Origin of the sequence: Mycetocola lacteus (assembly GCF_003667575.1) — a bacterium.
Lineage (GTDB): Bacteria > Actinomycetota > Actinomycetes > Actinomycetales > Microbacteriaceae > Mycetocola > Mycetocola lacteus.
The window spans coordinates 184,296-209,029 of sequence record NZ_RCUY01000015.1; the positions used below are offsets into that span (position 1 = coordinate 184,296).

The 24,734-nt window shown below is 65.6% G+C and carries 19 protein-coding genes and 3 tRNA genes; 9 read left to right on the plus strand and 13 right to left on the minus strand.

The features are described 5' to 3' along the window. Positions 1-12: 12 nt before the first annotated feature. Together D9V34_RS17905 and D9V34_RS16275 are read left to right on the plus strand one after the other, a co-directional pair. Positions 13-1,077 carry a hypothetical protein gene (locus D9V34_RS17905; RefSeq protein ID WP_183092011.1) on the plus strand — a complete coding sequence of 355 codons (1,065 nt, stop codon included), beginning with the start codon at positions 13-15 and terminating at the stop codon, positions 1,075-1,077. A 29-nt stretch (positions 1,078-1,106) separates the two neighbouring features. Continuing rightward, positions 1,107-2,003 (plus strand): AraC family transcriptional regulator, encoded by an 897-nt coding sequence (locus D9V34_RS16275; RefSeq protein WP_121689513.1) that lies wholly within the window; start codon positions 1,107-1,109, stop codon positions 2,001-2,003. A gap of 87 nt (positions 2,004-2,090) precedes the next feature. On the opposite strand, the gene D9V34_RS16280 is transcribed toward D9V34_RS16275, so the two are convergent. Both D9V34_RS16280 and D9V34_RS16285 read right to left on the minus strand, forming a co-directional pair. Then, positions 2,091-3,302: an MFS transporter gene (locus D9V34_RS16280; RefSeq protein WP_121689514.1), complete on the minus strand. Its 1,212-nt coding sequence runs from the start codon at positions 3,300-3,302 to the stop codon at positions 2,091-2,093. Positions 3,303-3,389: 87 nt separating this feature from the next. Further along, entirely contained in the window at positions 3,390-4,025 is a 636-nt protein-coding gene (locus tag D9V34_RS16285; protein ID WP_121689515.1) for a mismatch-specific DNA-glycosylase, read from the minus strand. Positions 4,026-4,110: 85 nt separating this feature from the next. Here D9V34_RS16285 and D9V34_RS16290 point away from each other — a divergent pair, with 85 nt between their 5' ends. Both D9V34_RS16290 and guaB read left to right on the plus strand, forming a co-directional pair. After that, positions 4,111-4,533 (plus strand): MarR family winged helix-turn-helix transcriptional regulator, encoded by a 423-nt coding sequence (locus tag D9V34_RS16290; RefSeq protein WP_183092012.1) that lies wholly within the window; start codon positions 4,111-4,113, stop codon positions 4,531-4,533. Positions 4,534-4,591: 58 nt separating this feature from the next. Beyond that, positions 4,592-5,785, plus strand: coding sequence for an IMP dehydrogenase (gene guaB, locus D9V34_RS16295; RefSeq protein WP_121689516.1), 1,194 nt, complete (start codon positions 4,592-4,594; stop codon positions 5,783-5,785). On the opposite strand, the gene D9V34_RS18315 is transcribed toward guaB, so the two are convergent. From D9V34_RS18315 to D9V34_RS16315, 4 genes are all read right to left on the minus strand, one after another. Next, positions 5,776-5,916, minus strand: coding sequence for a hypothetical protein (locus D9V34_RS18315; protein ID WP_121689517.1), 141 nt, complete (start codon positions 5,914-5,916; stop codon positions 5,776-5,778). The genes guaB and D9V34_RS18315 overlap by 10 nt on opposite strands. Before the next feature lie 4 nt (positions 5,917-5,920). After that, positions 5,921-5,993 (minus strand) — tRNA-Arg (locus tag D9V34_RS16305). A 123-nt stretch (positions 5,994-6,116) separates the two neighbouring features. Continuing rightward, positions 6,117-6,590 (minus strand): hypothetical protein, encoded by a 474-nt coding sequence (locus D9V34_RS16310; protein WP_147441719.1) that lies wholly within the window; start codon positions 6,588-6,590, stop codon positions 6,117-6,119. Further along, positions 6,587-7,036 (minus strand): hypothetical protein, encoded by a 450-nt coding sequence (locus tag D9V34_RS16315; protein WP_121689519.1) that lies wholly within the window; start codon positions 7,034-7,036, stop codon positions 6,587-6,589. Before D9V34_RS16315 ends, D9V34_RS16310 begins: the two co-directional genes overlap by 4 nt. A 157-nt stretch (positions 7,037-7,193) precedes the next feature. Here D9V34_RS16315 and D9V34_RS16320 point away from each other — a divergent pair, with 157 nt between their 5' ends. Beyond that, entirely contained in the window at positions 7,194-8,030 is an 837-nt protein-coding gene (locus tag D9V34_RS16320) for an acyl-CoA dehydrogenase family protein (protein WP_121689520.1), read from the plus strand. Between the two features lie 2 nt (positions 8,031-8,032). Beyond that, complete coding sequence (locus tag D9V34_RS16325; RefSeq protein ID WP_121689521.1) at positions 8,033-9,106, plus strand: aldo/keto reductase; 1,074 nt, start codon at positions 8,033-8,035, stop codon at positions 9,104-9,106. 113 nt (positions 9,107-9,219) lie between these two features. Here the strand turns inward: D9V34_RS16325 and D9V34_RS16330 are convergent, their stop codons facing one another. Next, entirely contained in the window at positions 9,220-9,447 is a 228-nt protein-coding gene (locus tag D9V34_RS16330) for a hypothetical protein (protein WP_081864149.1), read from the minus strand. A 37-nt stretch (positions 9,448-9,484) separates the two neighbouring features. On the opposite strand from D9V34_RS16330, the gene D9V34_RS16335 reads away from it, so the two are divergent. The 3 genes from D9V34_RS16335 (at position 9,485) to D9V34_RS16345 (ending at position 12,668) form a co-directional block, all read left to right on the plus strand. Then, positions 9,485-9,946: a MarR family winged helix-turn-helix transcriptional regulator gene (locus tag D9V34_RS16335; protein WP_121689522.1), complete on the plus strand. Its 462-nt coding sequence runs from the start codon at positions 9,485-9,487 to the stop codon at positions 9,944-9,946. A gap of 234 nt (positions 9,947-10,180) precedes the next feature. Next, positions 10,181-11,269, plus strand: a complete 1,089-nt coding sequence (locus tag D9V34_RS16340; RefSeq protein WP_121689599.1) for a VIT1/CCC1 transporter family protein — start codon at positions 10,181-10,183, stop codon at positions 11,267-11,269. A gap of 223 nt (positions 11,270-11,492) precedes the next feature. Continuing rightward, positions 11,493-12,668 carry a DNA glycosylase AlkZ-like family protein gene (locus D9V34_RS16345; RefSeq protein ID WP_121689523.1) on the plus strand — a complete coding sequence of 392 codons (1,176 nt, stop codon included), beginning with the start codon at positions 11,493-11,495 and terminating at the stop codon, positions 12,666-12,668. 145 nt (positions 12,669-12,813) lie between these two features. On the opposite strand, the gene D9V34_RS16350 is transcribed toward D9V34_RS16345, so the two are convergent. From D9V34_RS16350 to serS, 6 genes are all read right to left on the minus strand, one after another. Continuing rightward, positions 12,814-12,903: transfer RNA gene (locus D9V34_RS16350), tRNA-Ser, on the minus strand. A gap of 107 nt (positions 12,904-13,010) precedes the next feature. Further along, complete coding sequence (locus tag D9V34_RS16355; RefSeq protein ID WP_245992059.1) at positions 13,011-14,306, minus strand: LCP family protein; 1,296 nt, start codon at positions 14,304-14,306, stop codon at positions 13,011-13,013. Positions 14,307-14,563: 257 nt separating this feature from the next. After that, a complete protein-coding gene (locus D9V34_RS16360; protein WP_183092013.1) occupies positions 14,564-22,018 on the minus strand; it encodes a DUF5979 domain-containing protein in 7,455 nt (2,484 codons plus the stop codon). Positions 22,019-22,343: 325 nt separating this feature from the next. Further along, positions 22,344-22,431: transfer RNA gene (locus D9V34_RS16365), tRNA-Ser, on the minus strand. Positions 22,432-22,501: 70 nt separating this feature from the next. Further along, positions 22,502-23,359, minus strand: coding sequence for an HAD family hydrolase (locus D9V34_RS16370; RefSeq protein ID WP_245992060.1), 858 nt, complete (start codon positions 23,357-23,359; stop codon positions 22,502-22,504). Positions 23,360-23,419: 60 nt separating this feature from the next. Beyond that, entirely contained in the window at positions 23,420-24,679 is a 1,260-nt protein-coding gene (gene serS, locus D9V34_RS16375) for a serine--tRNA ligase (RefSeq protein WP_030149399.1), read from the minus strand. Positions 24,680-24,734 lie beyond the last annotated feature (55 nt).

Genomic DNA, 24,734 nt, shown 5'->3' on the forward strand with positions numbered 1-24,734 from the left:
AAGGGAACGCGCATGACATCTTCTCCATTTTTCGCTCGATCCACCCGCCTCGCTGCCCGAAACCGCACGGCTGCCGGGACACTCGGGACGGCCGCACTGCTCGGCACGCTCCTGGGCGCGCTGTCGCTTTCCGCGCCGGCACACGCCGCCGAAACGCCGATCAGCATTCCCGATTCGGCGCTGAAAGCCTGCCTCAACGCGGCGCTGGACCAGCCCGCGGACGCCGACATCCTGCCCGGCCAGGTTTCCGGTCCCGGGATGGACCTCTCGGCACACTGCAATGATGCTGGCATCTCCAGTCTGGACGGCATCGAGTTTTTCACCCGACTCCACTTCATCGATGTTTCGGGCAACAACATTCAAGACGCGGCCCCGCTGGGCGCACTCGGCCGCAACCTCACCCGGGAGGGTCGCACCCTGAGTGACATTCACATCGAACGCAACCACATTACCGACCTCTCGACGCTCGGGGATCTGGTCGTTCGCTACTACTTCTTTGCCGAGCCGCAGCAGGCAACCCTGCCCCCGGTGCGGCCGCTCACCCCGGTGACCAATCCGCTCATCAATCAGGATGGGTCGATCATCGTCCCCGTCTCGACCGACCCCGGGTTTAGCTATGACCCGGCCACCAACACCTTCACATTTGCCACCTTTGGTCCCAAAACCCTGACCTGGGAGGCACCGCTGACCCCCGGTAGCCAGACCTACAACTATTCAACGTCGGGGACGCTGGCCCTCTCGGTGACGGATATTCGTGGGGGCGAAACCCCGACGTCCTCACCGACCGCCACCGCCACCGCGACACCCACCTCCTCGGCTCCGACCGGACCGGTGTCGGCCGAGCCGAGCGCCCCCGCGACCCCCGGCACCAGCGCGACCCCCGGGAACCCCACCACCGCGAGCGCCTCAGCATCGGCGGGCAGCCCGGTTACCACGGGCGCGGGCACCGCCACCCAGAACCCGGCGCTGGCTTCGACCGGTCTGGGACTCAGCGTGCCCCTGTTCGGCACGGCCATCGCGCTACTGCTCGGACTCGGCGCGGCGCTCTCGCGGCGGCGGTCCACATCCGGGGAATAACCCGCCCCCGGAATCCGGTTGAATGAGACATGTCACCCACCCTGGAAGCCGTGCCCGTCTATGGAGCCCTGGATCGCGCGCTCGCGTCGTTGGAATGGGTCCTGTCCGAATCACATCGGACGCGGTATTCCTCGGGCGAGCGGGTGCTCTCCCCGGTAGACACCCCCGGTTTCTCCTACCTGTCATCGGGCACGGCTTCGATGCGGGTGGGATCCGAGTGGATCGAGCTCGAGGCCGGTGATGTGCTGTTCTATCCGCGCGGCGGCCTGCACGAGGTGCGGGCCGGGATGAGTTCGGAGATCATCAGCGTCACCTTTGCCGCGGCGGAGCCCAGCCAAAATACGCTGGGACTCTTTCCCGATGCGCTCCTGGTGACCCGGTTTCACGAGCACGAACCCAACCTGGCTCTGCTGATCGAATCGATGGCGCGGTGCGTGCTGAGCGCCACCGAGACGGAGATTTCCAAGCCGCGCCGGGATGGCGACCTGGTGGTATGCGGGCTGATGACCAACATGATCGTCTCGGCGCTGGTGCGCCAGTGGGTCGAGCTGGGATGCGCGCCCGAGCGGTGGCTGCACCGGGTTGCCGACCCGTATATCTCCCGCGCGCTCGACGCCCTGCACGCCGAACCTGGCCGTGCCTGGAGTGTGCAGGACCTGGCCCGGGTCGCCGCCATGTCTCGTTCGTCCTTTGCCGAACGCTTTCATACCCTGGTGGGTCAAACCCCGGCCTCGTACCTGACCGGGGTGCGGATGGAGGCGGGCATGGAGCTGCTCACGCGGCAGGGGCTCAGCGTCTCGGATACCGCCCGTCGTCTGGGGTACGAGTCCGAGGCGGGGTTTAGTCGCGCCTTCCGTCGGCACACCGGTTCCGCACCGGCCGTGTGGCGCGAGCGCCGTCGCGGCACGTCGCAGCCCGCGGCGTAGGCACGGGAGTCGGCGCAGCCCCCCATACGGCGATGCCCGACGGGACCGGTCTCCACCGGATCCCGCCGGGCATCCCCGCGCGAGCAACTACCCCACAGCTACATCCTCGGCCTCACGCTCGGGAACGGCCACACTCTGGCGCACGAATCCAAAGATCAGCCCGCCGATCAGCGCGGAGGCCGCGGCCGCAGCCAACGCCACGGTGATACCCGCACCGTCCACGATCAGGCCGCCGATGCCCGCGCCGATGGTGATCGCCAGCTGGAATCCGGCCACCAGCAGTCCGCCGCCGGCCTCCATCCGCTCGGGGGCGAGGCGGCCCATCCAGGTGGAGACCACGAGCAGCCAGGCACCAAATCCGAGACCCCAGATCGCGACTGCCAGGGCCACCACCCAGAACTGCGTGGGGAAGATGGTTACCACCGCGATTCCGCCGCCGATGAAGGCGGGCACCAGGAACCGCATCGCGGTGAGATGGCGGTCCACGAGCAGCCCGATGATGAAGTTACCGAGGACCCCGCCCACGCCGAAGACCGCGAGCAGCAGGGCGATTTCTCCGGCCCCGATGTCCGGAAGACGTTCCAGCGCCAGGCGAATGTAGGTGAACGCGGCAAAGTGGCCGAGGGTGACCAGGACGTGGCCGAGCAGCCCCCACGGCATGCCGGGTACCCGGAGGGTGTCACCGAGGGCGCGGAAACCGGTCGCGGCAGCGGGAGCCACCGGCGGCAGGACCGTGCGCAGCAGAGCGGCCACCACGAGCGAGATGACCGCGGCGGCTCCAAAGACCACGCGCCAGTCGAAGATCGAGCCGAGGAAGATGCCCAGCGGGACCCCGGCAACGGTGGCCACGGTGGTGCCGGTGTTGACCAGCATCAGCGCACGGCCCAGGTGTCGCGGTTCGGAGAGGCGCGCGGCCACGGCGATGGACATGGCCCAGAATCCGCCGATCGCCGCCCCGAGAATCAGCCGGGCGACCAGCAGCAGGGCGAGGTTGGGGGCGATCGCGACCAGGAGATTGGACACCGCGGCGGCCGCGGCGAGGACCGCCAGCAGGTTGCGGCGATCCAGCCGGGGGAAGATGATGCCGATGGTGGGGGCGGTGAAGAAGCCGATGATCGCGGTTGCGGTCACCGCCTGTCCGGCCTGGCCCTCGGTGATGCCGAGCGAGGCGGCCATGGTGGGGAGCAGGCTCGGCGGGAGGAACTCGGCCGTCACGAGAATAAAGCTGGTAGCCATCATGATCAGGATGGCGCTCCACGCTGTGCGCGCGGGATGCTGCGATGCTACGGGTACTGTCATGTTTCGATTCTGGCCGCACGCGCAGGCGCGCACCCGACCGATCGTCCGCGGTGCGGGACCGATCGTCCAGCCAGAGCGAGGCTGACCCTAGGCGATATCCCCGCAGCCACCCTCGGCCCACACCTCACGCCACTTCTGGGCCAGTGTATCGATGGTCTCGTGGGCGTTGAGCCCGCTGGGTTGCGGCACCACCCAGAGTGGGATGTCTGCGGGCCAGCCCGGAATCAGCGCGGTGTCTTGGCGTCCCATCACCGCCCGAGGCAACCCAAACGCGGTGCGAAACGAGGTGATACCGGCGATCGCCACCGCCCGCGGTGCCAGCTCGGGCAGCCGGCGCACCAGGCGCTCTCCGCCGGCCCGCAGCTCCTCCCGGCTGAGCTCGTCGGCACGCACACTCGCCCGCCCCACCAGGTTGGTGATCCCGATCCCGCGCTCGTGCAGGTGGTGTTCATCGGCGGCACTGAGCCCCCGCGAGGTGTCGATCCGGTAACCGGTGAGCCCCGCCCGCTCAAGTGCCGGCCAAAACCGATTCCCCGGATGCGCAAACGGAGCGTTCACCGCCGCGGTCCACAGCCCCGGGTTGACCCCGACAATCAGCAGGCGCAGGTCCGCATCCTCGGCGATGACGTCGTCGATCGCATTCGGATTGTCGGTGGCAAAGCGCGGGAGATCCTCCCGGGTGGGTTTTTCCCCACGCAGCGGGGAGAGACGGCGAGTGCTCATCTGCCCAGGGTATCCGCCTCGCCGCCATCCCGCCGGCACACTAAATAGTTTGTGCATCGCAAATGATTTGCGATACGTTAACGATATGGAATGGTTGAATAACGGTCGCACACTCCCCCTAGTCAGCTATTTAGCGCGAGCAGGCTGGCGAGCCTTGGATGCATCGGCACAACCCGGAGACATCACACACAGGCAGCTCCTTGCGCTCACGCTCCTGAAGGAGCGCGGAGACCTGGCACAGCAGGACATCACGCGCGTATTCGGCTTGGATGCCAGCAACGTCGTGGGGCTGCTTAACGAAATGGAAGAGCGCGGCCTCATCCTCCGACGCCGCGACAATGCGGACCGGCGTCGCCACATCGTTGCGCTCACAGACGAGGGTGCCCTCGTGCTCGATACAACCTTCACACGGCTGGCCAGCATCGAGGACGAGCTGTTGCACGCCCTGTCCCCGCAGGAGCGGGAAACCCTTCACCTTCTCCTCCTCCGGGTCATCACCTCCCGATAACTGACGCCCTCCCGCCCGCACGTTTCCCCGACCCGACCCCGTGAAAGAAGAGCGCATCATGACCCAAGAGCCCGACACTTCCGCCGGTTACGATCCGTTCGGCCCGCTCGGCCTCACCTATGACGATGTGATGCTCATGCCTGGCCATACGGATGTGCTTCCCAGCGAGGTCGATACTCGATCCCGACTGACCAAACGAGTGTCACTCGGCATCCCCCTGCTTTCAGCCGCAATGGATACCGTGACGGAAGCCGCAATGGCCATCGAAATGGCCAGGCTCGGAGGCCTCGGGATCCTGCACCGAAACCTATCGATCTCCGATCAGGCGGCCATGGTCGCTCGGGTCAAACTGGCAGACACTACACCCGTGGGACGGAGCGAGAATTTCCGAGGCACCCGGGACGAGGACGGACGCCTTCGCGTCGGGGCCGCCATCGGATTTTTCGGAGATGGTTGGGCTCGGGCCGGTGAGCTTCTCGACGCAGGGGTGGATGTCATCGTCGTCGATACCGCTAATGGACAAAGCCAGGGCGTTCTCGACATTATTCGAAAGATCAAACGGGATCCCGCGTTTGAGGGTGTCGATGTGATTGGCGGGCAAGCCGCGACTCGCGACGGAGCGCGAGCACTGGTCGAGGCAGGGGTTGATGCCATCAAGGTCGGTGTTGGTCCCGGGTCCATCTGTACGACGCGTGTCGTCGCCGGCGTCGGGGTCCCGCAGATCACCGCCGTATACGAGGCGTCAATGGTCGCGCGGCAGGCCGGCGTCCCGGTCATCGCCGATGGCGGTTTACAGTACTCGGGTGATATCGCGAAGGCGCTCGCTGCGGGTGCCAGCACGGTGATGCTCGGTTCGCTCCTCGCGGGAACGGACGAGAGCCCGGGCGAGCACGTGCTGGCGGACGGCAGGGTATACAAAACCTACCGCGGCATGGGATCCCTCGGCGCTCTGCAGACCCGAGGTGCACGCACCTCGTACTCCAAGGACCGCTACTTCCAGGCTGATGTTGGAGCCGACGATAAGCTCATCCCCGAGGGGATCGAGGGACGAATCCCGCACAGTGGGGCGCTTCGTGATGTCTTGCACCAGCTCGTCGGCGGACTTCGACAGTCGATGTTCTACGTCGGCGCACGCGATGTCAGCGAGCTCCAATCTCGTGCCAGATTCATACGGATCACTGCGGCGGGGCTCAAGGAGTCTCATCCCCACCACATCGAAGGCATCACAGCGGCTCCCAACTATCACGCGTAACGTGTAGGTGACCCTGGCTCTTCGCCCGGCAACATCCGCCCGGTGTTGAACGAACCGGTGTTAAACGAACCGGTGTTAAACGAACCGGTGTTAAACGAAAGAGCCTCATCTTTCGATGAGGCTCTTTCCATATTGTGCGCCCGGAGGGATTCGAACCCCCAACCTTCTGATCCGTAGTCAGATGCTCTATCCGTTGAGCTACGGGCGCATTTTTCAGTTGTGGCCTCGGGCTTGTTTCTCACCCTCGGGCCGTTAGATAGCTTAGCGCAGCTTTTTGGCTCGCGCCAATCGAGGCTTTTCTTCGACGTGTCGCGCGTGATTCCGCGGAATTTCAGACCGTGGTCGAAGACCGCTTCCGAGGCCGGAGTCGCCACTCCCAGGCGACCACGGAACCGGCCGCGACCAGCGCCGCCGGAAGCCCCACCAGGGGGACCACAACGATCAGTACCGAGCGCAGTCCGAAATCCTGCCCCACCACCTGCAGGCTCGTGACCACATCCAAAATCAAGACCATCACGGCCACACCAAAGACCGCACCCAGGGCCGAGAGAAGCGCCCGCGCGCGCAGGGTGTGGCGCAGGCCGCGATCACCCAGCCACAGCGCGAGGGCCGATCCCATCACCGCGGGCACCGTAAACAGCAGTCCGCCCAGCCCAAAACCGGCAAAGGTGGGCCAGAGCTGTGCGGGGCTGGCAACCCCCACGGTCACCAAACCGTAGAGGCCACCCAGCACAAAGCCCTCGGGCAACGCGATCAGGGCCAGCGGCCAGTACCGCCTCCACACCGTCTCGCGCGCCGACATCATGCGAGAATCCGCAGCTTTCGATACCCGGCGTCGGTGGCCAACACGGCGAGCGCCGCCACGACACCTGACGCCAACGAAATCGGAATGGCCCAGAGCACCACAAAAGCCAGCGGATTCGCATACCCTGGATTAGCAACAATCTGCGTGACCAGGCCAATCAGGAGTAACGTCGTAAAGACAACCCCTGCGGCGCCCGCGGCCCCGAGCAACACTCGGGATCCAATCCGACGCCGTAGCTCTCGGTCCCCGAGGTGCACCCCCAGAAATAATCCGAACGCGGCCAGCGCCGCTATAAAGGCAGAAAACCACCCGAGCGACAACACAAACTCACCCCAGGCGACCAGGTCTCCCCCGGTGAGCATCATCCCCCACACCACACCGATCACGAACCCGGCCGGCACAGCCAGGATCATCGACCAGCGATAGCGACGCAACACCATACCCATGACAATAGCGGCTTGACCGTCCGCAACCGCGGATTGTCATAACAGGTCATGTTTAGTCATACTGATCGAATCCAACCGTTCGTGTTACACACCCTCTTGGCAGCCACTGCCAGCCCTGTTAGGTTCGGGGCACAGACCATCAACCCTGGAGCGAACGATGACCCCCAACAGCATCCTCCCCAGCCCCGCTACGCCGGCTCACTGGCGAGCCGTTGCCACCCGCGTGGCCGCGCAGGCACGCGGCGTCGAGCCGAGCGCCGCGCTGGATCTGCTGCGCGAGAGCGGCCTGGCCTCCCTCACCATTCCCCGCGAACACGGCGGTACCGGCGCACCCCTGCGCCTGGGTACCGAGGTTGTTCAGGTCCTGGCCGAGCACAATGACGTTCTCGCCCGTATCCTGGCCGACCACTACCGCACGCTGACCCTGCTCGTCACCACCGCGGCCTCGGGAGAGCGCTGCCCGTGGCTGACCCGAAGCGCCGCCGAGGAGTGGATCTGGGCCCTCGCCGAGCCCGCTCCCGACGCACCCATTCTGACGGTCACCGGCCCCGACACCTTCAGCCTTGAGGGTCGAGCGATGCTCGGCCCGGGGGCTGCGGCGGGCGATGTCATGCTGATTAGCGCGCGCACGGCCTCCGGGTTCCACACCATCATCCTCGAGCATGGCCGCCCGGGCACCCACTACCTGGGCGATTGGGATGCCTGCGCCAGTCGCCTCACCTCGACCGGTCCGGTGCGCTTCTCCGAGGTCACCGTGGATCGCGGCGACCTGATCGGTACCACCCACTCGGACAACACCCTGGATGCGGCCGCCGAGGCCAACCCGCGCATCGACCTGCGCTGTACCCCGGTCACCTCGCCGGTGACCATTCGGCGTCAGGTGCGTGCGGCGACCCTGCACGATGTGGCCGACTACCGCAGGGTCGAGCCCGGTGCCGCGGCACCCGGAACCTCGTTCCTCCTCCCCCTCTCCACCTACATCACGAAGGACTAGCAATGACCAACGAGGTTCGCTTCAGCGCCGACGATCCCGATATCCACCAGCCCTACCGCGCCGCCGCGGACCGCTACACCCACCTCGGCTACCGTCGGGTGGGAAACAGCGGGCTGCTGCTGCCCCCGATCTCCCTGGGCCTCTGGTACAACTTTGGTGACAACCGCCCGTTTGATACCCAGCGGGAGATCCTCACCCACGCGTTTGATCGCGGCATCACCCACTTCGACCTGGCGAACAACTACGGCCCTCCCGGCGGATCGGCCGAGTACAACTTCGGCCGCCTGCTGCACTCGGATTTCAAGCCGTACCGCAGCGAGCTGATCGTCTCGACCAAGGCCGGCTGGCCGCACTGGGCGGGCCCCTACGGCAACTTTGGTGGCCGTAAGTACCTGCTCAACAGTCTCGAGGAGTCCCTCGAGCGCCTGCGCACCGACTATGTGGACATCTTCTACTCGCACCGCGTGGACCCCGACACCCCGGTTGAGGAGACCATCGGCGCCCTCGACACGGCCGTGCGTCAGGGCAAGGCCCTGTATGTGGGTATCTCGTCCTACTCGGCCGAGCGGACCGAGCGGGCGATCGCCGCGGCCCGCGAGCTAGGCACCCCGCTGGTCATCCACCAGCCCGCCTACTCGCTGGTCAACCGCTGGGTTGAGGACGGCCTGCTGGACACCCTGAAGACCAATGGGCTCGGCTCGATTGCCTTCACTCCGCTGGCCCAGGGTCTGCTGACCGATAAGTACCTGCAGGACCCGAGTGCCGCCCCCTCGGCTGCACGCACCTCGTTCCTGGACGGCTTCCTCAGCGAGGACAACATCACCCGCCTGCGCGCCCTGAACGCGATCGCCCAGCGTCGTGGACAGAGCCTGGCTCAGCTGGCGATCGCCTGGGTGCTGCGTGAGGGTGGGGCCACCAGCGCGCTGATCGGGGTTTCCTCGGTCAAGCAGCTGGACGAGAACCTCGGCGCCCTCGACAACCTGGAGTTCACCGCTCAGGAGCTCGCCGACATTGACGAGGCCGTGGGTACCGGAGACACCGGTGTGAACCTCTGGGCAACCTCCTCCAACCTCTAGCCGGTTCCCCGTGGCGCTCTAACCAAGCCCTCGGCTCCTCGCCGACAATACAACAGCCCACAACATAACAAAGGTCGCACCCAACCGGGTGCGACCTTTGTTATGTAAGGGGTCTATTTGGGACAGTGCAGCTGGGTGCGCTCACCACTGCGGTCCACGATGTGCTGCGACATCGGATGCCCACACAGGGGGCAGGCGGCCTCGGCCGTATCCGGCAGCGGCTCCTCGTTGTACGGGCCCAGGGGCGGCGGCCCAATGTAGGGACGCAGCTTTCCGTTGAGCCAGTTGGTAAAGCCACCCGCGGCCCGAATCGGCCCGGGCTCACCTTTAGTTCGTGCCATAACTATTAGCGTACACCTGTTTTGTTACACTGGGAACATGTCAGAGAACATCACCACCCCAGACGACCTCCTCGCACTCGAGAACCAGGTCTGCTTCGCCCTGGCGGTGGCCTCTCGCAACGTGCTGGCGCTCTACCGCCCGATCCTCGAACCACTGGGCCTCACCCACCCCCAGTACCTGGTGATGCTCGCCCTCTGGGAATCCAGTCCACGCTCGGTCAAGGATCTCGGCGTGGCTCTCGCCCTCGAGCCACCGACGCTCTCGCCTCTGCTCAAGCGCCTGGAAAATGCCGGCCTGATCACGCGCACTCGCAGCACTCGGGACGAGCGAGTGCTCGATATCGAGCTCACCGAAACCGGTCGCGACCTGCGCCAGCAGGCGACCAAGATTCCCCCGCGCATCATCGAGGCCCTGGGGATGAGCCTGCCCGAGCTCACCAACCTGCGCGAAACCCTGCACGATGTGATCCGGGCGGCAGAAATCGCCCAGACCGCGTAGGGAAAACACAAGTTCGGTGCACCGAATCCCTGGTCAGAGCCATTTACGCTACACTGGCTTGAACGAAGGGGAGTAGTTCCCACTGGCGATTTTCACAATCGCAAAGCGGTCTGTCGACATACTGGCGCAAGCCCGGCAGCCCACCCCGCACGCGGGGCGAGCGAGACCTTCGGCTACTTATTGACCGTAGCCGAAGCCGCCATCCAAGCGCTTCGGCCCAAAGCCAGGAGCCGTATCGTGACCACAACCCCCACCCCCACCGAGATCCGCCGCTGGCGCAGGTACCTCGCCGACGAGCGCGCCGAGCGCGCCGTCTACCAGGACCTCGCCGACGCCCGTAGTGGCGAGGAACGCGAGATCCTCACCTCACTCGCCGAGGCCGAACGCCGCCACGAACAGCACTGGCTCGACCTGCTGGGCGAGAACGCGGGCAAGCCCCGCCCGGTGGCCCTCCGCACCCGCTTCCGCTGCTTCCTTGCCCGCCACTTCGGCCCGGTCTTTGTGCTGGCCCTCATGCAGCGCACCGAGGCCCGCTCACCGTATGGCGCCGACGTTCACGCGACCGACGCGATGGCCGCCGACGAGCGCATCCACGAGGAGGTTGTCCGGGGCCTGGCGGCGCGCAGTCGCATCCAGCTCTCCGGATCCTTCCGGGCGGCCGTCTTCGGCGCTAACGACGGCCTGGTGTCCAACCTGGCCCTGGTGCTGGGTATGGCCGCAACCGGAGTGGAGACCTCGGTGGTGCTCGCCGCGGGTGTGGCGGGGCTTCTCGCCGGCGCACTCTCAATGGGTGCGGGCGAGTACGTATCCGTCCGCTCTCAGCGCGAGCTCCTGGATGCCTCAGCCCCGAACCCCGAGGCGCAGAGCGCGGTCCCCCACCTCGACATCAACGCCAACGAATTGGCCCTGGTGTACCGCGCCCGCGGCATGGAGACGGACGAATCTATCGATCATGCCCAGGAGATTCTCGCCGGACTTCCCTGCACCCACGACGGTGCCCCGGAGGCTCCGGTAGCCGAGGAAACCGAGGCCGACCACGAATCACTGGGTACCGCCTGGGGTGCGGCAACCTCCAGCTTCCTCTTCTTCGCCTCGGGGGCCATCATCCCCGTGCTGCCCTACCTGTTTGGCCTCGGTGGATTCGCCGCCGTCCTGGTCGCCGCCGTCCTGGTGGGTGCCGCGCTCCTGGGCACCGGTGCCATCGTCGGTGTGCTGAGTGGGGCGTCGCCACTCAAGCGTGCACTGCGCCAGCTGGCCATCGGATTCGGTGCCGCCGGCGTGACCTACCTGCTCGGATTACTGTTCGGATCCGGCCCCGCATAGCAAGTGGACTAATAACATACGTCCGTGATTTTGGCCTGAAAAGTCAGGTTTCTCCTAGCTTTTTTGGGCATAAATCACAGGTAGCGTGGTTACTTTTGTGCGGCGGCGCGAACCCCTCGCGCGGTATGTCGGCACCGCACCGTTCCCGGTGTGTGCCCTCAGCGTGCTGAGGGTGTCGCATGCTCCGCCCGACTCGGGCGGCGCTTAGACGAACGGAGACTCCGTGCCTCTCCACAGCTCCCCGCAACACACCATCACCCTCACCCCCGAGCTCGCCCGCCACGTAGCCGTGATTGCCAGCCACGTACCCGGGCAAGCCGATGAGCCCCGCACGGTTCTGCACCGAGTGGGGCTCATCCAGTTGGACTCACTGACCCGCGTCGATCGGGCGCACCGGCTCACCTGCCTCGCGCGACTGCCGCGTGCCGCCCGAGCACGCGAGATTGATGGCCAGCTCTGGTCCCGCGGTGAGGCAATCTCCTTCGAAACATACACACACGCGTCCGCACTGATCCCGATCGAGGACTGGCCACTCTTCCGGCTCAATCGACTGTCCGCGGCGCTGCGCCGCGACTCCCCCGGCGACACCGAGCTCTCCGGGGTCACCGCGCTCATCCGCGCGAGTGATCACGGCCTCACCCTCGCCCGCATCGAGGAGACAGCCCCGCGGGCGGGAGGCGGCTGGGACTGGTCCGAGAGCAAACGCATTACCGAGCACCTGGTCTGGCGCGGCGAGGTGGTCAGCACCGACCGCCGACTCAACCGCCGCGTCTACGATGTGCCCGAACGCCGCATTCCCGCAGAGCTGCGCGACAGCGTGCCCTCCCGTGCCCAGATCCTGGTGGGGCTCGCCAATCGCGCCATCCGCTCGCTGGGGGTGGCCACCACCGCGGATGTGGCGCGGCACTACAACCTGGTTCCCGCCGACGCGGGCTTTGGGCTGGAGCACGGCGATGCGCTGCCCGCCCGGGTCGAGGGATGGGGCACTCCGGCCTGGCTGAGTCCCGATCCCGCCACCACCGCAGCCGTCGATTCCCCCGGCACCGTTCCCGAGGATCCCCGCTTCATCGGTCCGTTCGATCCGCTGATCCGCGACCGTGACCGCAGCCGCCGCGTCTTCAACTTCGACTACACGTTCGAGGCGTATAAGCCAGCGTCCAAGCGGGTCTATGGCCACTATGTCCTCGGCGTCCTGGTGGGGACCAGGTTCATGGGGCGCGTCGATGTGCGCCGAGACGGCAAAGTGCTCGCCGTGGACGGGATCTTTCCCGAGCCCGGGGGTAACCTCGCCCAGTTCCGCGATGCGGTGGGTACCGCCGCCGAAACACTGGCGGAGCAGATGGGTCTCACCCTGGAGATCAGAAACCCCACGAACACGCTCTCCACAGATTGTGGATAACTCTGTTGAAACCTGTGGAAACCGGTGTGCAAAACGCCGGAGGGGGTGTGGACAGCATGTGGAGAGAAACCGACTCGCCCTCATGCCGAAACGACAAAAGCCCCGGCACTCGCTCTCACTGAGCGGATGCCGGGGCTTTTATTTGTGGCGGAGACGGCGGGATTTGAACCCGCGGTCCCCTTAGGGGGACTCCACCTTAGCAGGGTGGTGCACTAGGCCACTATGCGACGTCTCCTTACCTCGCGAGCGAGGTACGTTGCAAGCATATCGGAACCTTGCCGCCGCGCCGAATCCACGCGCGAAAAAGGCCGGGAAAATTTCCGAATGCCCCGTCGAATCGGGCTACTTGCGCTTATTTCCGGCCGAACAGGTCTGCTCGCCGGCGCTCTGCCCGGTCACCGACGAGGGCAGCTCCACCACGGCAGGCGGGGCCGACGGGTCGGTCGGAGTGGTGGAGGATCCGCCAGCGGGCGGTGCCGCGGGGGTCTGGGTGCCACCGGCCGGAGGCGTGGCCGGAGTGTGGGTTCCACCGGCAGGCGGGGTCGCGGGAGTTTCCGTTTCCCCGGCGGGAGGCTCCACCACCGAGCCGAGGCCGGTACCGCCGGTGAGACTGATGTGCTGGTCGGCCTTGATCGCGTCAAACAGCGTCTTGGCCGGCCCCGGCAGCGGTTCCACACCGTTATGGCCGGGCTTATCAACGATCGCGTTGGGGTACTGCACAAACACAATCTGGTCCAGCGGAATGTTCTTCAGCGCCAGGGCAATCTGGACCATCGTATTGACGTCGTTCAGGCTCGTGGAGAGGGTCATGTTGCTCACCGCGGCCTTGGCGATCGAGAAGAGCTTGGTCGGATCGGACAGCGTGTTGCTGGACTGCAGGGTTCGAACCAGCGAGGACAGGAAGACCTGCTGGTTACTGATCCGACCGAGGTCGGAACCGTCACCCACACCGTGCCGCGTGCGCAGGAACTGCAGCGCTGCCAGGCCCTGCAGGTTGTGGTTACCCGCATCCAGGTAGGTTCCGGTGTAGGGGTCGGCAATGCCCTTGGCAACACACACCTCGACACCACCCACCGCGTTGGACAGCTCAATCACGCCGCTGAACTGCACCTCGGCGGCATAGGGGATATCCAGTCCGGTGAGTGCCTCGACGGTCTTCACCGTGCAGGCGAGCCCGCCATAACCCAGGGTTGTGTTGATCTTCTGCGAGGACATCGCCGGATAGTTGCCGCCCTCGGGCTTGGGGCACGAGGGGATCGGCACAAACATGTCCCGAGGGAAACTCACCACGGTTGCCGCGCTGTGGTCCTCGGAGATGTGCAGCAGCATCGTCACATCGTTGAGCACACCGGTTTCCTTGGTGGGGTCACCAAAGAGGTTGGGGTCCTGCCCCTGACGCGAGTCACTGCCCACCAGGAGGAGGTTCACGCCACCCTCGATCGAGTCGATCGACTTGGGCGGGGGCGACTCCTTACCGAGGTCCACCGAGGGCTTAATCGAGGACACGACGTCCCACACCGCATAGGCCCCCACACTGGCACCGCTCACCAAAACAACGGCGAGCGCACCGGCCACGATCTTGGCCGCGGAGATCCACGGGGTCGATCGACGCAACTGACCGTGCCTGACTGCGGGCACGCGGGAGGGGCGTTGACGGGAGCTACTCAATGCGGGCCTTTCGGGAGGGCTGGGATGGCAACAAAACGAGTTCGAGGATTCCGGATGCCGGGCACCGTGGCCCGCGCGGACGTAACCGCATCGAGAACCCACGACACTGCGGCACGTAAGAATCACATCATGCTGCCAGGTTTCTTTGTACATTCACTGGGAGAAAACCCCCGAAAGACCGCACGGACGGAAGGGGAAACCCCCTCCGCCCGTGCGTCGTTGCCTGGCTAGGCCGCGTTCGAGAATCGTTCGCGACGTGCCAACCAGATTACCGCGGCACCCGCCAACAGCAGCAGCAACGTGCCGCCGATGATTCCTCGAACATCGGATCCGGTGTTCGGCAGGCCCGGAATCACCGTGTTATCGCCGCTCGGCGGGGTGTTTGGGTTACCCGGAACCACGGTTACGCTGACGCATGATGCGTTCTTGTCCGCACCCGGGTTGTGCACGACGGTATCCGACCACGGACCGTTCGGCTTGACCAGGCTGGCACAGTTCTCAAATTTGCCAGGCTGGGCAAACGCGACGGTCACGCTCAGGCTCACGCTCTCCCCCGGTGCCAGCTTCTCCAGGTTCCAGCGCACCTCGCCATTGGCGAAGGTGCCCTTCGGTGCATTCAGGAAGGTAGCCCCGGTCGGCAGAACATCGGTCACCGGGACGTCGGTGGCCTCGATCTCACCGGTGTTGGTGACATCGATGGTGTAGGTCACCTCGCCGTTGGTCACCGCCAGCGGTGCCTGCACGCTCTTACGGATCTCCAGGGAGCCGGTGGTGAACGTGTTGGTGATGGTTACCCGGGCGGTGTCCTGCGTGGATTCGGGATCGGTGATGGTCACCGTTCCATCCTCGGGGGCGTAGGACACGGCGGTTGCCAGACCGGCGTCGGTCTCGGTCACGGTGCAGTGGGCACCGATCAGGATTCCGGTGAGCTCGGCACGGTAGTTGTTGTCCGGGCCGAGGGTCACGATGCCACCGTTTACCAGCGGCGCGGTGAGGGTGTCCCCGTCACGCTGCCAGGTGCAGACCACCGCGGCGGTGTAGGTTCCCTGACCGAAGGCGTCCACACCACTGCCGGTGCGCTCTTTCACGATCTCCAGGGACCCCACGTCGAAGTGGTTGGTGATGTCCGCGGTGACCGCGCTGCCGGTGATGATGACCGAACCGGATTCCGGGTTGTCCGTGTGGGTCGCCCCACCGGTGTTCACCTCGGTGATTTCGCACGCGGTTCCCAGCGGGAAGTCGCGCTCAATCTCCGTGGCCTCGCCCGCGGTGATCGCAACCGTGTCCTCGAACAGGGTCTGCACCGGGCTGGTGCCGTAGGTGCAGGTCACCGCGGCGGTGAGGTGGGTACCCTCGGCCTGACCGTAGGTGTCCTTACCGGCACCGGCCAGCTCCTTGAAGATCGAGAGCCTTCCGGTGTCGAAGCGGTTGGTTACCTCAATGTTGTTGGCAACCTCGAACTCCTTCAGCGGATCCGCAGCGGCCGCGGTGAACACGGCGCTCGGGGTGGCCACGGGCTCGGTTGGTGCCGCGGCATCGGTCTCGGAGATCGTCTGCCCGTTCAGCGAGACCGTGGTGTGCTGGGCACCTCGGGTATCGGTCTCGGTCAGCTCACACGTGGCACCCACCGGGATTCCGGTGACCTCTCGGGAGAGCTCGGCGTTCTCCCCGTCACCCGGGGTGAGCGAGAACTTCAGCACCTCTTCGCCATCCCAGGTCACCGGGATCTTGCTCACGGCCGCGGTGCAGCTGAGCGCAAAGTCGAACGAGAAGTTGGCGAAGATCGCCGGATCGGCCAGGGTGTCAATCTTCTTGGTCACCTTCAGGCTGGTCATGTCGTAACGGTTCTCCAGCGCCACGGTGGGCAGCGCCGAGGCCGCGCCGGCGACGATCTGAATGTTCTTCACGCCACCCGAACGGTCGGTCTCACCGAAGAGACCACGGTCGCCGGATTCGCTCACGTCACACAGGGCACCCAGCGGCAGTCCGGTGAAGACGGTCGCGAATCGATTGGTGTTGGTGAAGAGTACCTTGCCGGTGTCGGCAAGCTTCAGCGGCATCAGCTGGGCACGACCGGTTGCATCGTTACGCCCACTGGGAACCCGGCAGGACACGTCCGCCGAAGCCCCACCGGGTGCGTACTTGGCCGCCTCACCGGTGAAGTTCTTCGCCAGCGGCAGCACGCCGGTGGCGATTCGAACACCCACCGACTTGGACGCACGCGACTGGGTCTGACCACCCGCGAAGACGCCCTGCGCGGCCGGCTGGTTGATCGCCACGTCGGCCACGCGGCTCGCGCCGCTCAGGTCCACATGGGCGCCGCCCACGTGATCGGCGGAGTCGGGCACGTTGATCGTCTGGAAGCCCACGCCCGCCTCCTTGCCGGGGGCAAGCCCACCGAGAACACGGGAGAAGTCCAGGGTCACGCGGATCGCCGACACCGCGGTGGCCTCGGCATCGCTGAGGACAGTTCCCGCGGTCATCATCCGCCAGGTAGCCGACTTACAGGTGGGATCATCCTTCCACCCGGTCCCATCGCCCACGCAGACGCGGGCACGCGGATCCGTGGTGATCTCCCAGCTCATGGTTGTTCCCACGGGGGCACCATCGCGCAGCTTGACCCCGAAGTCTCCGTCAAACATCGGACGGTAGGTCGAGCCACGGCTGTCGCCGGCCACGAGGTTCTTATCCCCCGCAAACGGCAGGATATCCAGGATGGTCGCCGTGGTCAGCGAGGTGTCACCGGTGTTGACCATGCGCAGCTTCCAGCCGTCGGTGGCACCCACCACGGTGTTGGCCACACAGTCGGCACCATAGTAGCCCTCGGCATCCGGGGCACATACGCGGTCGGCGGACACCCGGTTGGTTGCCCCGGAGGTCAGCTTCTTGTCGGGGTCGGCCAGCTCACCCTTGACACTCTTGCTGATCTGGAACAGCGCACCCGCCTGCTGCTTGACGAAGTTGGTGGTGCCGCACTGGTTGGGTGCCAGCCCATCAACGGTGCCCTGGTTGGTGCCGCGCGAGCAGGAATCCAGGTCCTGAACGGTGGTAACCACGAGCGCGTTGGTCGCCTGACCACCCTGCGGAAGTCCCGCCTGCAGGGCGAGGTTCAGCGTGATCGTGAACTTCTCCCCCGGGGCCATCCGGTTTTTATCGCTCGGCCAGGTGAAGGTGATCTTGCGCGTCTCGGGATCAAACGCGGTCTTCACCTGGGTCGAGAGCAGACCGTTGGCCGAGGTGGCGAAGGTCGGGTTTTCCTCGTCCCACTTGAGGAATTCGGGCAGCCGGTCCTCGACCTGGGTGATGTTGAGGTACGACTCATTCGAGTTGGTGAAGCTCAGCGTCCAGAGGTTCACATCATCCACCCGCACGATCTGCTGGGCCGGGGTCTTGCTCAGGCTCAGCGAGTGGCGTCCCGGTCCGGTTTCGATCGGTGCCTGGGACTTGTCGGTGGCCGGCGAGTACACCACGGGGGTACCCGGGGCGTAGTTGTAGCTGGACTCGACGGTTGCCGTGTTGGTGATGGTGTTCTTCTTGGCAAAGTCGATCGCCTGACCATCCAGCGTCTGCGTCCGCAGGGCGAGGTTCAGCACCGCGCTCGCGTTCCAGGTCGCCGGCGGTGCGGTGGTTGAGAAGGACCGACCGGTGGAGTTGGTGAAGGTGAATCGGATACCCGATGCCGTCTGCGGGTCGCTCACATCGGCGGGCAGCGCGGCGGCCGCGGCCGGGGTGCCCAGGTGCCAGACGGCATCCGCCCCGAGACCGGTTCGAATATCCACCTGCACGCGGTCGGCCCCGTTGGGCTTCATGATCTGGTTCGGGACCAGGCGCTGCAGCGCATAGGCGTTCCAGAACGCGTCCGTGGTGTCCTCAATCACAACCTTGCGGCTGGACACGGTCGACTCGACGCCGGCCTTATCCTTCGAGGCGGCACCCAGGGTCAGGGTCACCGGGTCGCCCTTCTTCACCTCGGTCAGCGCGGCCGGAGCGATCTTCTTGGTGGCACTCACCCGAAGCTCACCATCCAGCAGCTTGACCTCGGCCGAGGCCGCATCGGTTCCGGCCTTGCTCGGGTAGAGCACCGGATCGTAGCTCTGCGCGGTGCTGGTGTTGGCCACCACCGAACGATCCACCGACGCCGGGGTTACCAGCGCACCGGTGCTGCGGTCGTGGGCACGAACCTGGGTCTCCACACTCATCAGCAGCACGTTTTTGGAGCTGGCAATGTTCTTGGGATCCAGGGTTCCGGTGAGCATCGAACCACCGTCCTGCTTGGGGTTGGTCCCCTGATAGAGCACACTCACACCCACCACATCGGCCAGCGCCGCGGCGCTCAGCGCACCCGCCTGGGCCACACTCACGGTCTCAACGCTCAGCGTGCCGGCCGCATCCCGCTTCCACAGCTGCACGGTCGAAGCGTTGATGTCCACCTGTCCGGCGGGCAGCGTGAAGGTGAGCTTACGCAGGTTCATCAGCTCAAACGGGTTGGTTGCCGGATCGTAGTCCGACGCCTTCGTGCCAAACATCACCGAGTCCGGTCGCTGGGAATCGGTAATGCAGTTATCCAGCGTACACATCGTGGGATCGGTGACCCGGATGAAGGATGCGGCGGCGGTGGAGTTGTTGATCGCCGCCACCCGGTAGGTGACCACGGGGAACTTGCCCTCGGGCACCTCGGCCAGGTTCGGCAGGACCACGCTGGCGGCGCTGGCGTCCTTGAAGACCTTGACTCCCGGAGGCTGGTTTGCCAGCGAAATATCGGCAAAGGCCGAGCCGGAGATATTCTGGCCGTCATACACACCGGTCACGCCGAGGGTGTTGCGGATCGATCCGGTCGCGGGCAGGTTGAACGGGGCCCGCTCATCCACCCAGCGCTTGTCCGGGTTGTCGGCGGGAATCACCCGCAGCACGTTGCGCAGCTTCCACTCGACCGGAATGATCCGGCTCGCGGTAACGCCGCCCGAGGTCGTGATCCCGCTATTCACCGGCGGGGCCAGCGGATCGGTGCTCTTGGTCCGGGCATCCACATCGGGCACCACGGTGATCCGCAGACCGGTGGTGCTGGCGCGCTCGGCATCGGTCAGCTGATACCCGATGAATCCGGCAGCGTTCATCCAGCTGCCGCCAGCCGGCTTCACCTCGGTCCAGGCGGTGCCGTTGAACAGCTCAACCGTGCTCACGCGGTCCCAGTGCAGGGCCGGGTCGTCAGCCCGCGAGACGGCCCCGATCCCCACCAGGTCAAACGCCTGGAAAACCGTGGATTCCGGGGTGTTTTCCCCACCATTGGGCTCGTTCAGTGTGACCGAGCTAAATCCGGTGCGGGTCACACCCCAGCCCAGCTTGGTCAGCACATGATCCGAGGACTGTGCGTTCAGGATGCCAACCTTGTTGTTGGTCTTGGTGACGTCGAACCACCCCTTGCTCACCAGCGGTCCGGGAATACCCGAGCCGTCATCCGTTCGAATCTGAATCTGGGCGGTGGCCTGCGACTTCTTGGTATCGCTGGTGATCGTCGGCAGTCCGGGACGTTCGGCGGTGGCCTTCGTGGTCGCGGTGTTGGTGTAGGTGCTGGGCTTGGGGTTCGTGGCCGGCACCGCGGTGGGGATATTGTCGGTGCCGCGCAGGGTCTCACGCGCCTCAAACGTGGTGTACGGCTTCAGGATGACACCCTGGGCGAACCCGTCGGGGTTGCTGAACGAGTAGCGAACGCCCACGGCATCCCGGGGCAGATCGGCACTGAAGTTGCCGGCCTTGGGTACGCTGGCGGTCGGCGTCCCATCCAGGACGTGCCAGACACCCGAGGCGTCCTTATACTCCACGGTGAGCGACGTGTTCGCCGGAATCACCGTCGGGGCCACCCGCACCGGGTTGTGTGCCTCCCAGAAGTTGGTGGTCTTGTCCCCCGTGGTCCACTCGTCGGTGATGACGATTGTGGTGGACGGCACCAGCTCGGTGCCGGTTCGAGTGGTGGCCTCAAGCGCGGTGGTCACCAGCGCGCCCGGCTCAACCGGGTAGCCCGGGGTCACGGTCTTCTTGAGGTCCAGATCCACCTTGGGGAAGTGGATGTCCAGCGGTGCCGAGGCATTCTGGCTGGACTCCCCGGCGGCGTTCTTTCCGGTGACCTTCAGATTGTTCTTGGTCGAGACCTTGCCGGTCTCGGCGTTGACATAGTCCACGGCCGGCTTGATCAGGTAGTCGGCGGCGGTCTGCGCGTCCTTAGCGATGGCACCGGTGTAGGTGAGGATAAAGCCGGTCACAACCTTGCCCGCCGGGACAGCCGGAGTCTCGCCCGAGGCAAAGGGAACCACCTCGGTGCTCGTGTCGTCATAGACCCAGGTCACGGTTGCGGCCGTCGCACCCTGCGGATAGGTGATGCCCTCGCTAAAGCCGCCAAAGGCCAGGCTCTGCGAGAAGTAGTCGAGGTCGCTCAGCACCAGGGTGCTCAGCGGACCGTTGGAGGTGTTTGCACCGGTTACGTGCGCACGGGCGGTGCCGCCCGCGGGAATCTTGCTCGGATCGATGGTTTTCCCGGCACCCACGCTGACGTTGAGGCCGCCGATTTCAAACGGCGCGGTCGCGGTGGTGGTGACCGGGTCCAGGTCCGGGTAGGTCACGGTTCCCGCAGCCTTGTTGGTGAGCTTGGCCCCACCCACCAGGCTGGTGGGGGTTGCCGTGCGCGTGGTTTCGCGCTGGGCAACCTGAAGCGCGATCGTTCCGGCGGACCCACCCGCCACGATCGAACCGTCGGCACCGATCTGGCGGATCCGAATTCCGCCCACATCCGACGCGCTCACGCCCGAGGGCAGCGCGATGGCCGATGCTGGACCGGGGACACCGGTCACCCACTTCCAGCTGGTTCCGTCAAACACGTAGGCGTCCACGGCGACCTGGGTGGCACCCTGCGCGAGGGTGACCGGGCCAAAGCCCTGGAAGTCCACAATCGAGAACGGGTTGTCCGCGGCCAGCGCCGGGGCACCGTCCACGGCACCACTCGGGTCCTGCAGGGTCAGCTGGTTCGCCCCGACGTTGCCGGTATTGCCCGCACCCAGGGTGATCGTCGAGGTGTCGCCGGGCTTGAACTGCTGGTTCGCCGGCGCCCACGTCTTGGTGGTGGCGATCCCGGTCTTCTTCTCGATGCCCACGGTGATACTCGCGCTGCTGTTCACATCGCGCGCGGTGGTCGAGGTGGCACGCGCTGTGTTCTGAATCGCGGTGCCGTTGAATGCCCAGTCGGGGCTGAGGTTTGCGGGAACCCGGAGCTTCAGCGAGATGATCACGCTTCCCTGATCGGGCAGACCCGTGCCGCCCGAGGGAATCGGGAAGCCGAAGGTGCCGGTGAGGGTCTCGGCCGTACCGAGAACCTGGCCCGGCTTCACGCCGGTCAGCGTCACCTTCGCATCGGTCGTGCCCACCTCGAGTACCTCAAAACCGGCGAGGCCCGCCGGGAGGTTGTCGGTGAGGACCGCATCGGTGCAGTCGCCCTCATCACAGGTCACCCGAATCTGGTAGGTGAACTCGTCTCCGGGCTTCAGGCTGACCGATTTCTGGTCGCCGGCACCGGCGTTGACGCTCTTTTCCACACCCAGATACTGGGGCTTCTGATCACCGGCAGCGAGGGCCGGGAGGGTACCGAGCGAACCGGCAACCAGCAGTGCGCTGACTCCGGTGGCCACGATAGCCATGGTGCGAGACCAGGGGGTAAAGCCTCGCGATTGAACGGTTTTGTGGCGCGCCAAATAGCGGCGTTTTCTGCCGAGCATGAAATTATTCTCCGTACTGAGTTCGGGTCACAGTGTGAGGCCGCCGCGGTGTTCCGTTGGGTATGGCGCTGGGTGGGCGCACGCGGAACGATGCAACGTGTTGCCTGCGGCAGGGTAACCAACAGGCAACGTTCCTACGCTACCTGGTGACACGCCCGGTGTCTTCGAAGACCCGTTATTTGACCCCCAGACTGGGGGTCCCACGGGGGTACTAAAAAACTCCCCCGGGTAATCCCGGGGGAGTCATTGGCGGAGAGTGTGGGATTCGAACCCACGAGACATTTCTGCCCACTGGTTTTCAAGACCAGCTCCATCGGCCGCTCGGACAACCCTCCAGTTCGCGGGTTTCCCCACGAACGTTCCCAGTCTAGCGGACGCTCAGCACCCTACTAGGACCGAAGAAAACTACGGCAACGAATTGAGAACCCGGACCAGGCCGTCCTCGGCCACACCCGCGGTAATCTCGCCCGCAGCCGCCAACACGGCCTCGGGGGCCTGGCCCATCGCCACCGCGCGACCATGCTCGCGCGCCCACTCAAACATCTCCACATCGTTGCGGCCATCGCCGGCAACCAGGATCCGCTCGGGTGGCGCATTCAGGTGGTCCCGCACGATCTCCAGCGCGGTGGACTTATTGACCCCGAGCGGGGCGATATCCATCCACGCGGTCCAACCGATGGCATACGCCACCTGGTGCAGCCCCATCTCGGACACCACCTGGCTGAACTCAGCCTCATCATGTTCGGGAGAAACCACCACCACACGGATCACCGGAGTGCCCAGCAGCTCCTCAAACTCCACCTGTTCGGCGTTATTGAGGTCCCACTCGTACATGCCCTCGGTATAGCGACGGAAGCCACCCGGATACTCGATCAGGTAGCGGCCGTCGCTGAGGTGCGGTCGAATCGTCTTCAGGACGTCGTCGGGGAGGAAGGTCTCCACGTGATCGATGACGTAGCCCTGCGGGTCCGCATCCGGGGAGGCCGGTTCGCGGCGCATGATCATCGCACCGTTGGCGCACACCACGTACTTCGGCGTGATCCCCAGCTCGGCCATGATGGTGTGCGTGGCACCCCAACTACGACCGGTCGCCAGCATCACCTCGTGCCCGCGCGCCACGGCGGCCCGCACGGCATCTCGCACCTCGGGGGAAATCCTGCCGCTTTCGTGCGCGACGGTTCCGTCGATGTCGAGGGCGACCAGCCACGTCTCGGTGTTTTCCACCGGGAGTCCCGCAGCCATCTCGGCAACCTGTTCGCTCACACCACTCCTCGTATTACGGCCGTCTTGTCCTGATCCCGTCACTCTGTGCCGGGTAATCGGTTAGGCGGTGATCACTTCCAGTCCACCCAGGTAGGGGCGCAGCGCCTCGGGCACCACAACCGAACCGTCGGCCTGCTGGTGGGTCTCCAGGATGGCGACGATCCAGCGGGTGGTGGCCAGGGTGCCGTTCAGGGTTGCGACCGGGGCAGTCTTGCCCGAACCATCGCGGTAGCGGGTGCCCAGGCGGCGAGCCTGATAGGTGGTGCAGTTGGAGGTGGAGGTCAGCTCGCGGTAGGCATCCTGGGTGGGAACCCACGCCTCAACGTCGTACTTACGGGCGGCGCTGGAACCCAGGTCGCCGGCCGCGGTATCGATCACACGGTAGCTGAGACCGAGGTCCTGCAGCATTCCCTCCTGCATGGCCAGCAGACGCAGGTGCTCCGCCTCGGCCTCCTCGGGGGTGGTGTAAACAAACATTTCCAGCTTGTTGAACTGGTGCACACGGATGATGCCTCGGGTGTCCTTCCCGTGCGAACCGGCCTCACGGCGGTAGCAGGTGGACCAGCCGGCGTAGCGCATGGCGCCCGCTTCGAGGTCGAGGATCTCATCCGAGTGGTATCCGGCCAGGGCGACCTCGCTGGTACCGGTGAGGTACAGGTCGTCGGCGGGCAGGTGGTAGATCTCGTCGGCGTGGGCACCGAGGAAGCCGGTGCCGGCCATGATCTCGGGCTTCACCAGGGTCGGGGTGATCAGCGGCACAAAACCGGCCTCGAGGGCGCGGTCCAGGGCCAGGTTCATCAGGGCGATCTCCAGGCGCGCACCGATGCCACGCAGGAAGTAGAAACGAGCCCCGCTAACCTTGGCACCGCGGGACATGTCGATTGCGCCGAGGATCTCGCCCAGGGCCAGGTGGTCGCGCGGTTCGAAGTCGAAGGTGGGCTTTTCGCCAACCTCGCGCAGGGTCACGAAGTCCTTTTCGCCGCCCTCGGGCACACCGTCGATCACGATGTTCTCGATCGCGCGCACCGCGGCCTGGTAGGTCTCCTCGGCCTGACCGGCAACCTGCTGCGCGTTCTTCACGGCGGCGGCAAGCTCCTGAGCCTGGGCAACCAGGGCGGCCTTGTCCTCCTTGGCCGCGCGGGCCACGGTCTTTCCGAAGGCGTTCTGCTCGGCGCGGAGCTCCTCGAATGCGGTGATCGTCGAGCGACGCGCCGCATCGGCCTCAAGAGCACTGTCTACTAGCTCTACCGAGGACCCTCGGGCAGCCTGGGAGGCACGGACACGGTCGGGGTTTTCACGCAGAAGTACGGGATCAATCACCCACCCAGTCTAGGCCGTGTCGCGGCCAAACGTGCCGTATCCGAGCAAAACCGCG

What these genes read in the sequence shown, in the direction of transcription:
- D9V34_RS17905 (WP_183092011.1), top strand. Translation starts at nt 13, where the DNA reads ATGACATCTTCTCCATTTTTCGCTCGATCCACCCGCCTCGCTGCCCGA.
- D9V34_RS18315 (WP_121689517.1), bottom strand. Translation starts at nt 5,916, where the DNA reads ATGGAAAGAGCCTCATCGAAAGATGAGGCTCTTTCGTTTAACACCGGT.
- D9V34_RS16280 (WP_121689514.1), bottom strand. Translation starts at nt 3,302, where the DNA reads ATGACAGTACCCGTAGCATCGCAGCATCCCGCGCGCACAGCGTGGAGC.
- D9V34_RS16325 (WP_121689521.1), top strand. Translation starts at nt 8,033, where the DNA reads ATGACCAACGAGGTTCGCTTCAGCGCCGACGATCCCGATATCCACCAG.
- D9V34_RS16360 (WP_183092013.1), bottom strand. Translation starts at nt 22,018, where the DNA reads ATGGCTATCGTGGCCACCGGAGTCAGCGCACTGCTGGTTGCCGGTTCG.
- guaB (WP_121689516.1), top strand. Translation starts at nt 4,592, where the DNA reads ATGACCCAAGAGCCCGACACTTCCGCCGGTTACGATCCGTTCGGCCCG.
- D9V34_RS16290 (WP_183092012.1), top strand. Translation starts at nt 4,111, where the DNA reads ATGGAATGGTTGAATAACGGTCGCACACTCCCCCTAGTCAGCTATTTA.
- D9V34_RS16275 (WP_121689513.1), top strand. Translation starts at nt 1,107, where the DNA reads ATGTCACCCACCCTGGAAGCCGTGCCCGTCTATGGAGCCCTGGATCGC.
- D9V34_RS16320 (WP_121689520.1), top strand. Translation starts at nt 7,194, where the DNA reads ATGACCCCCAACAGCATCCTCCCCAGCCCCGCTACGCCGGCTCACTGG.
- D9V34_RS16285 (WP_121689515.1), bottom strand. Translation starts at nt 4,025, where the DNA reads ATGAGCACTCGCCGTCTCTCCCCGCTGCGTGGGGAAAAACCCACCCGG.
- D9V34_RS16335 (WP_121689522.1), top strand. Translation starts at nt 9,485, where the DNA reads ATGTCAGAGAACATCACCACCCCAGACGACCTCCTCGCACTCGAGAAC.
- D9V34_RS16310 (WP_147441719.1), bottom strand. Translation starts at nt 6,590, where the DNA reads ATGATGTCGGCGCGCGAGACGGTGTGGAGGCGGTACTGGCCGCTGGCC.
- D9V34_RS16315 (WP_121689519.1), bottom strand. Translation starts at nt 7,036, where the DNA reads ATGGGTATGGTGTTGCGTCGCTATCGCTGGTCGATGATCCTGGCTGTG.
- D9V34_RS16330 (WP_081864149.1), bottom strand. Translation starts at nt 9,447, where the DNA reads ATGGCACGAACTAAAGGTGAGCCCGGGCCGATTCGGGCCGCGGGTGGC.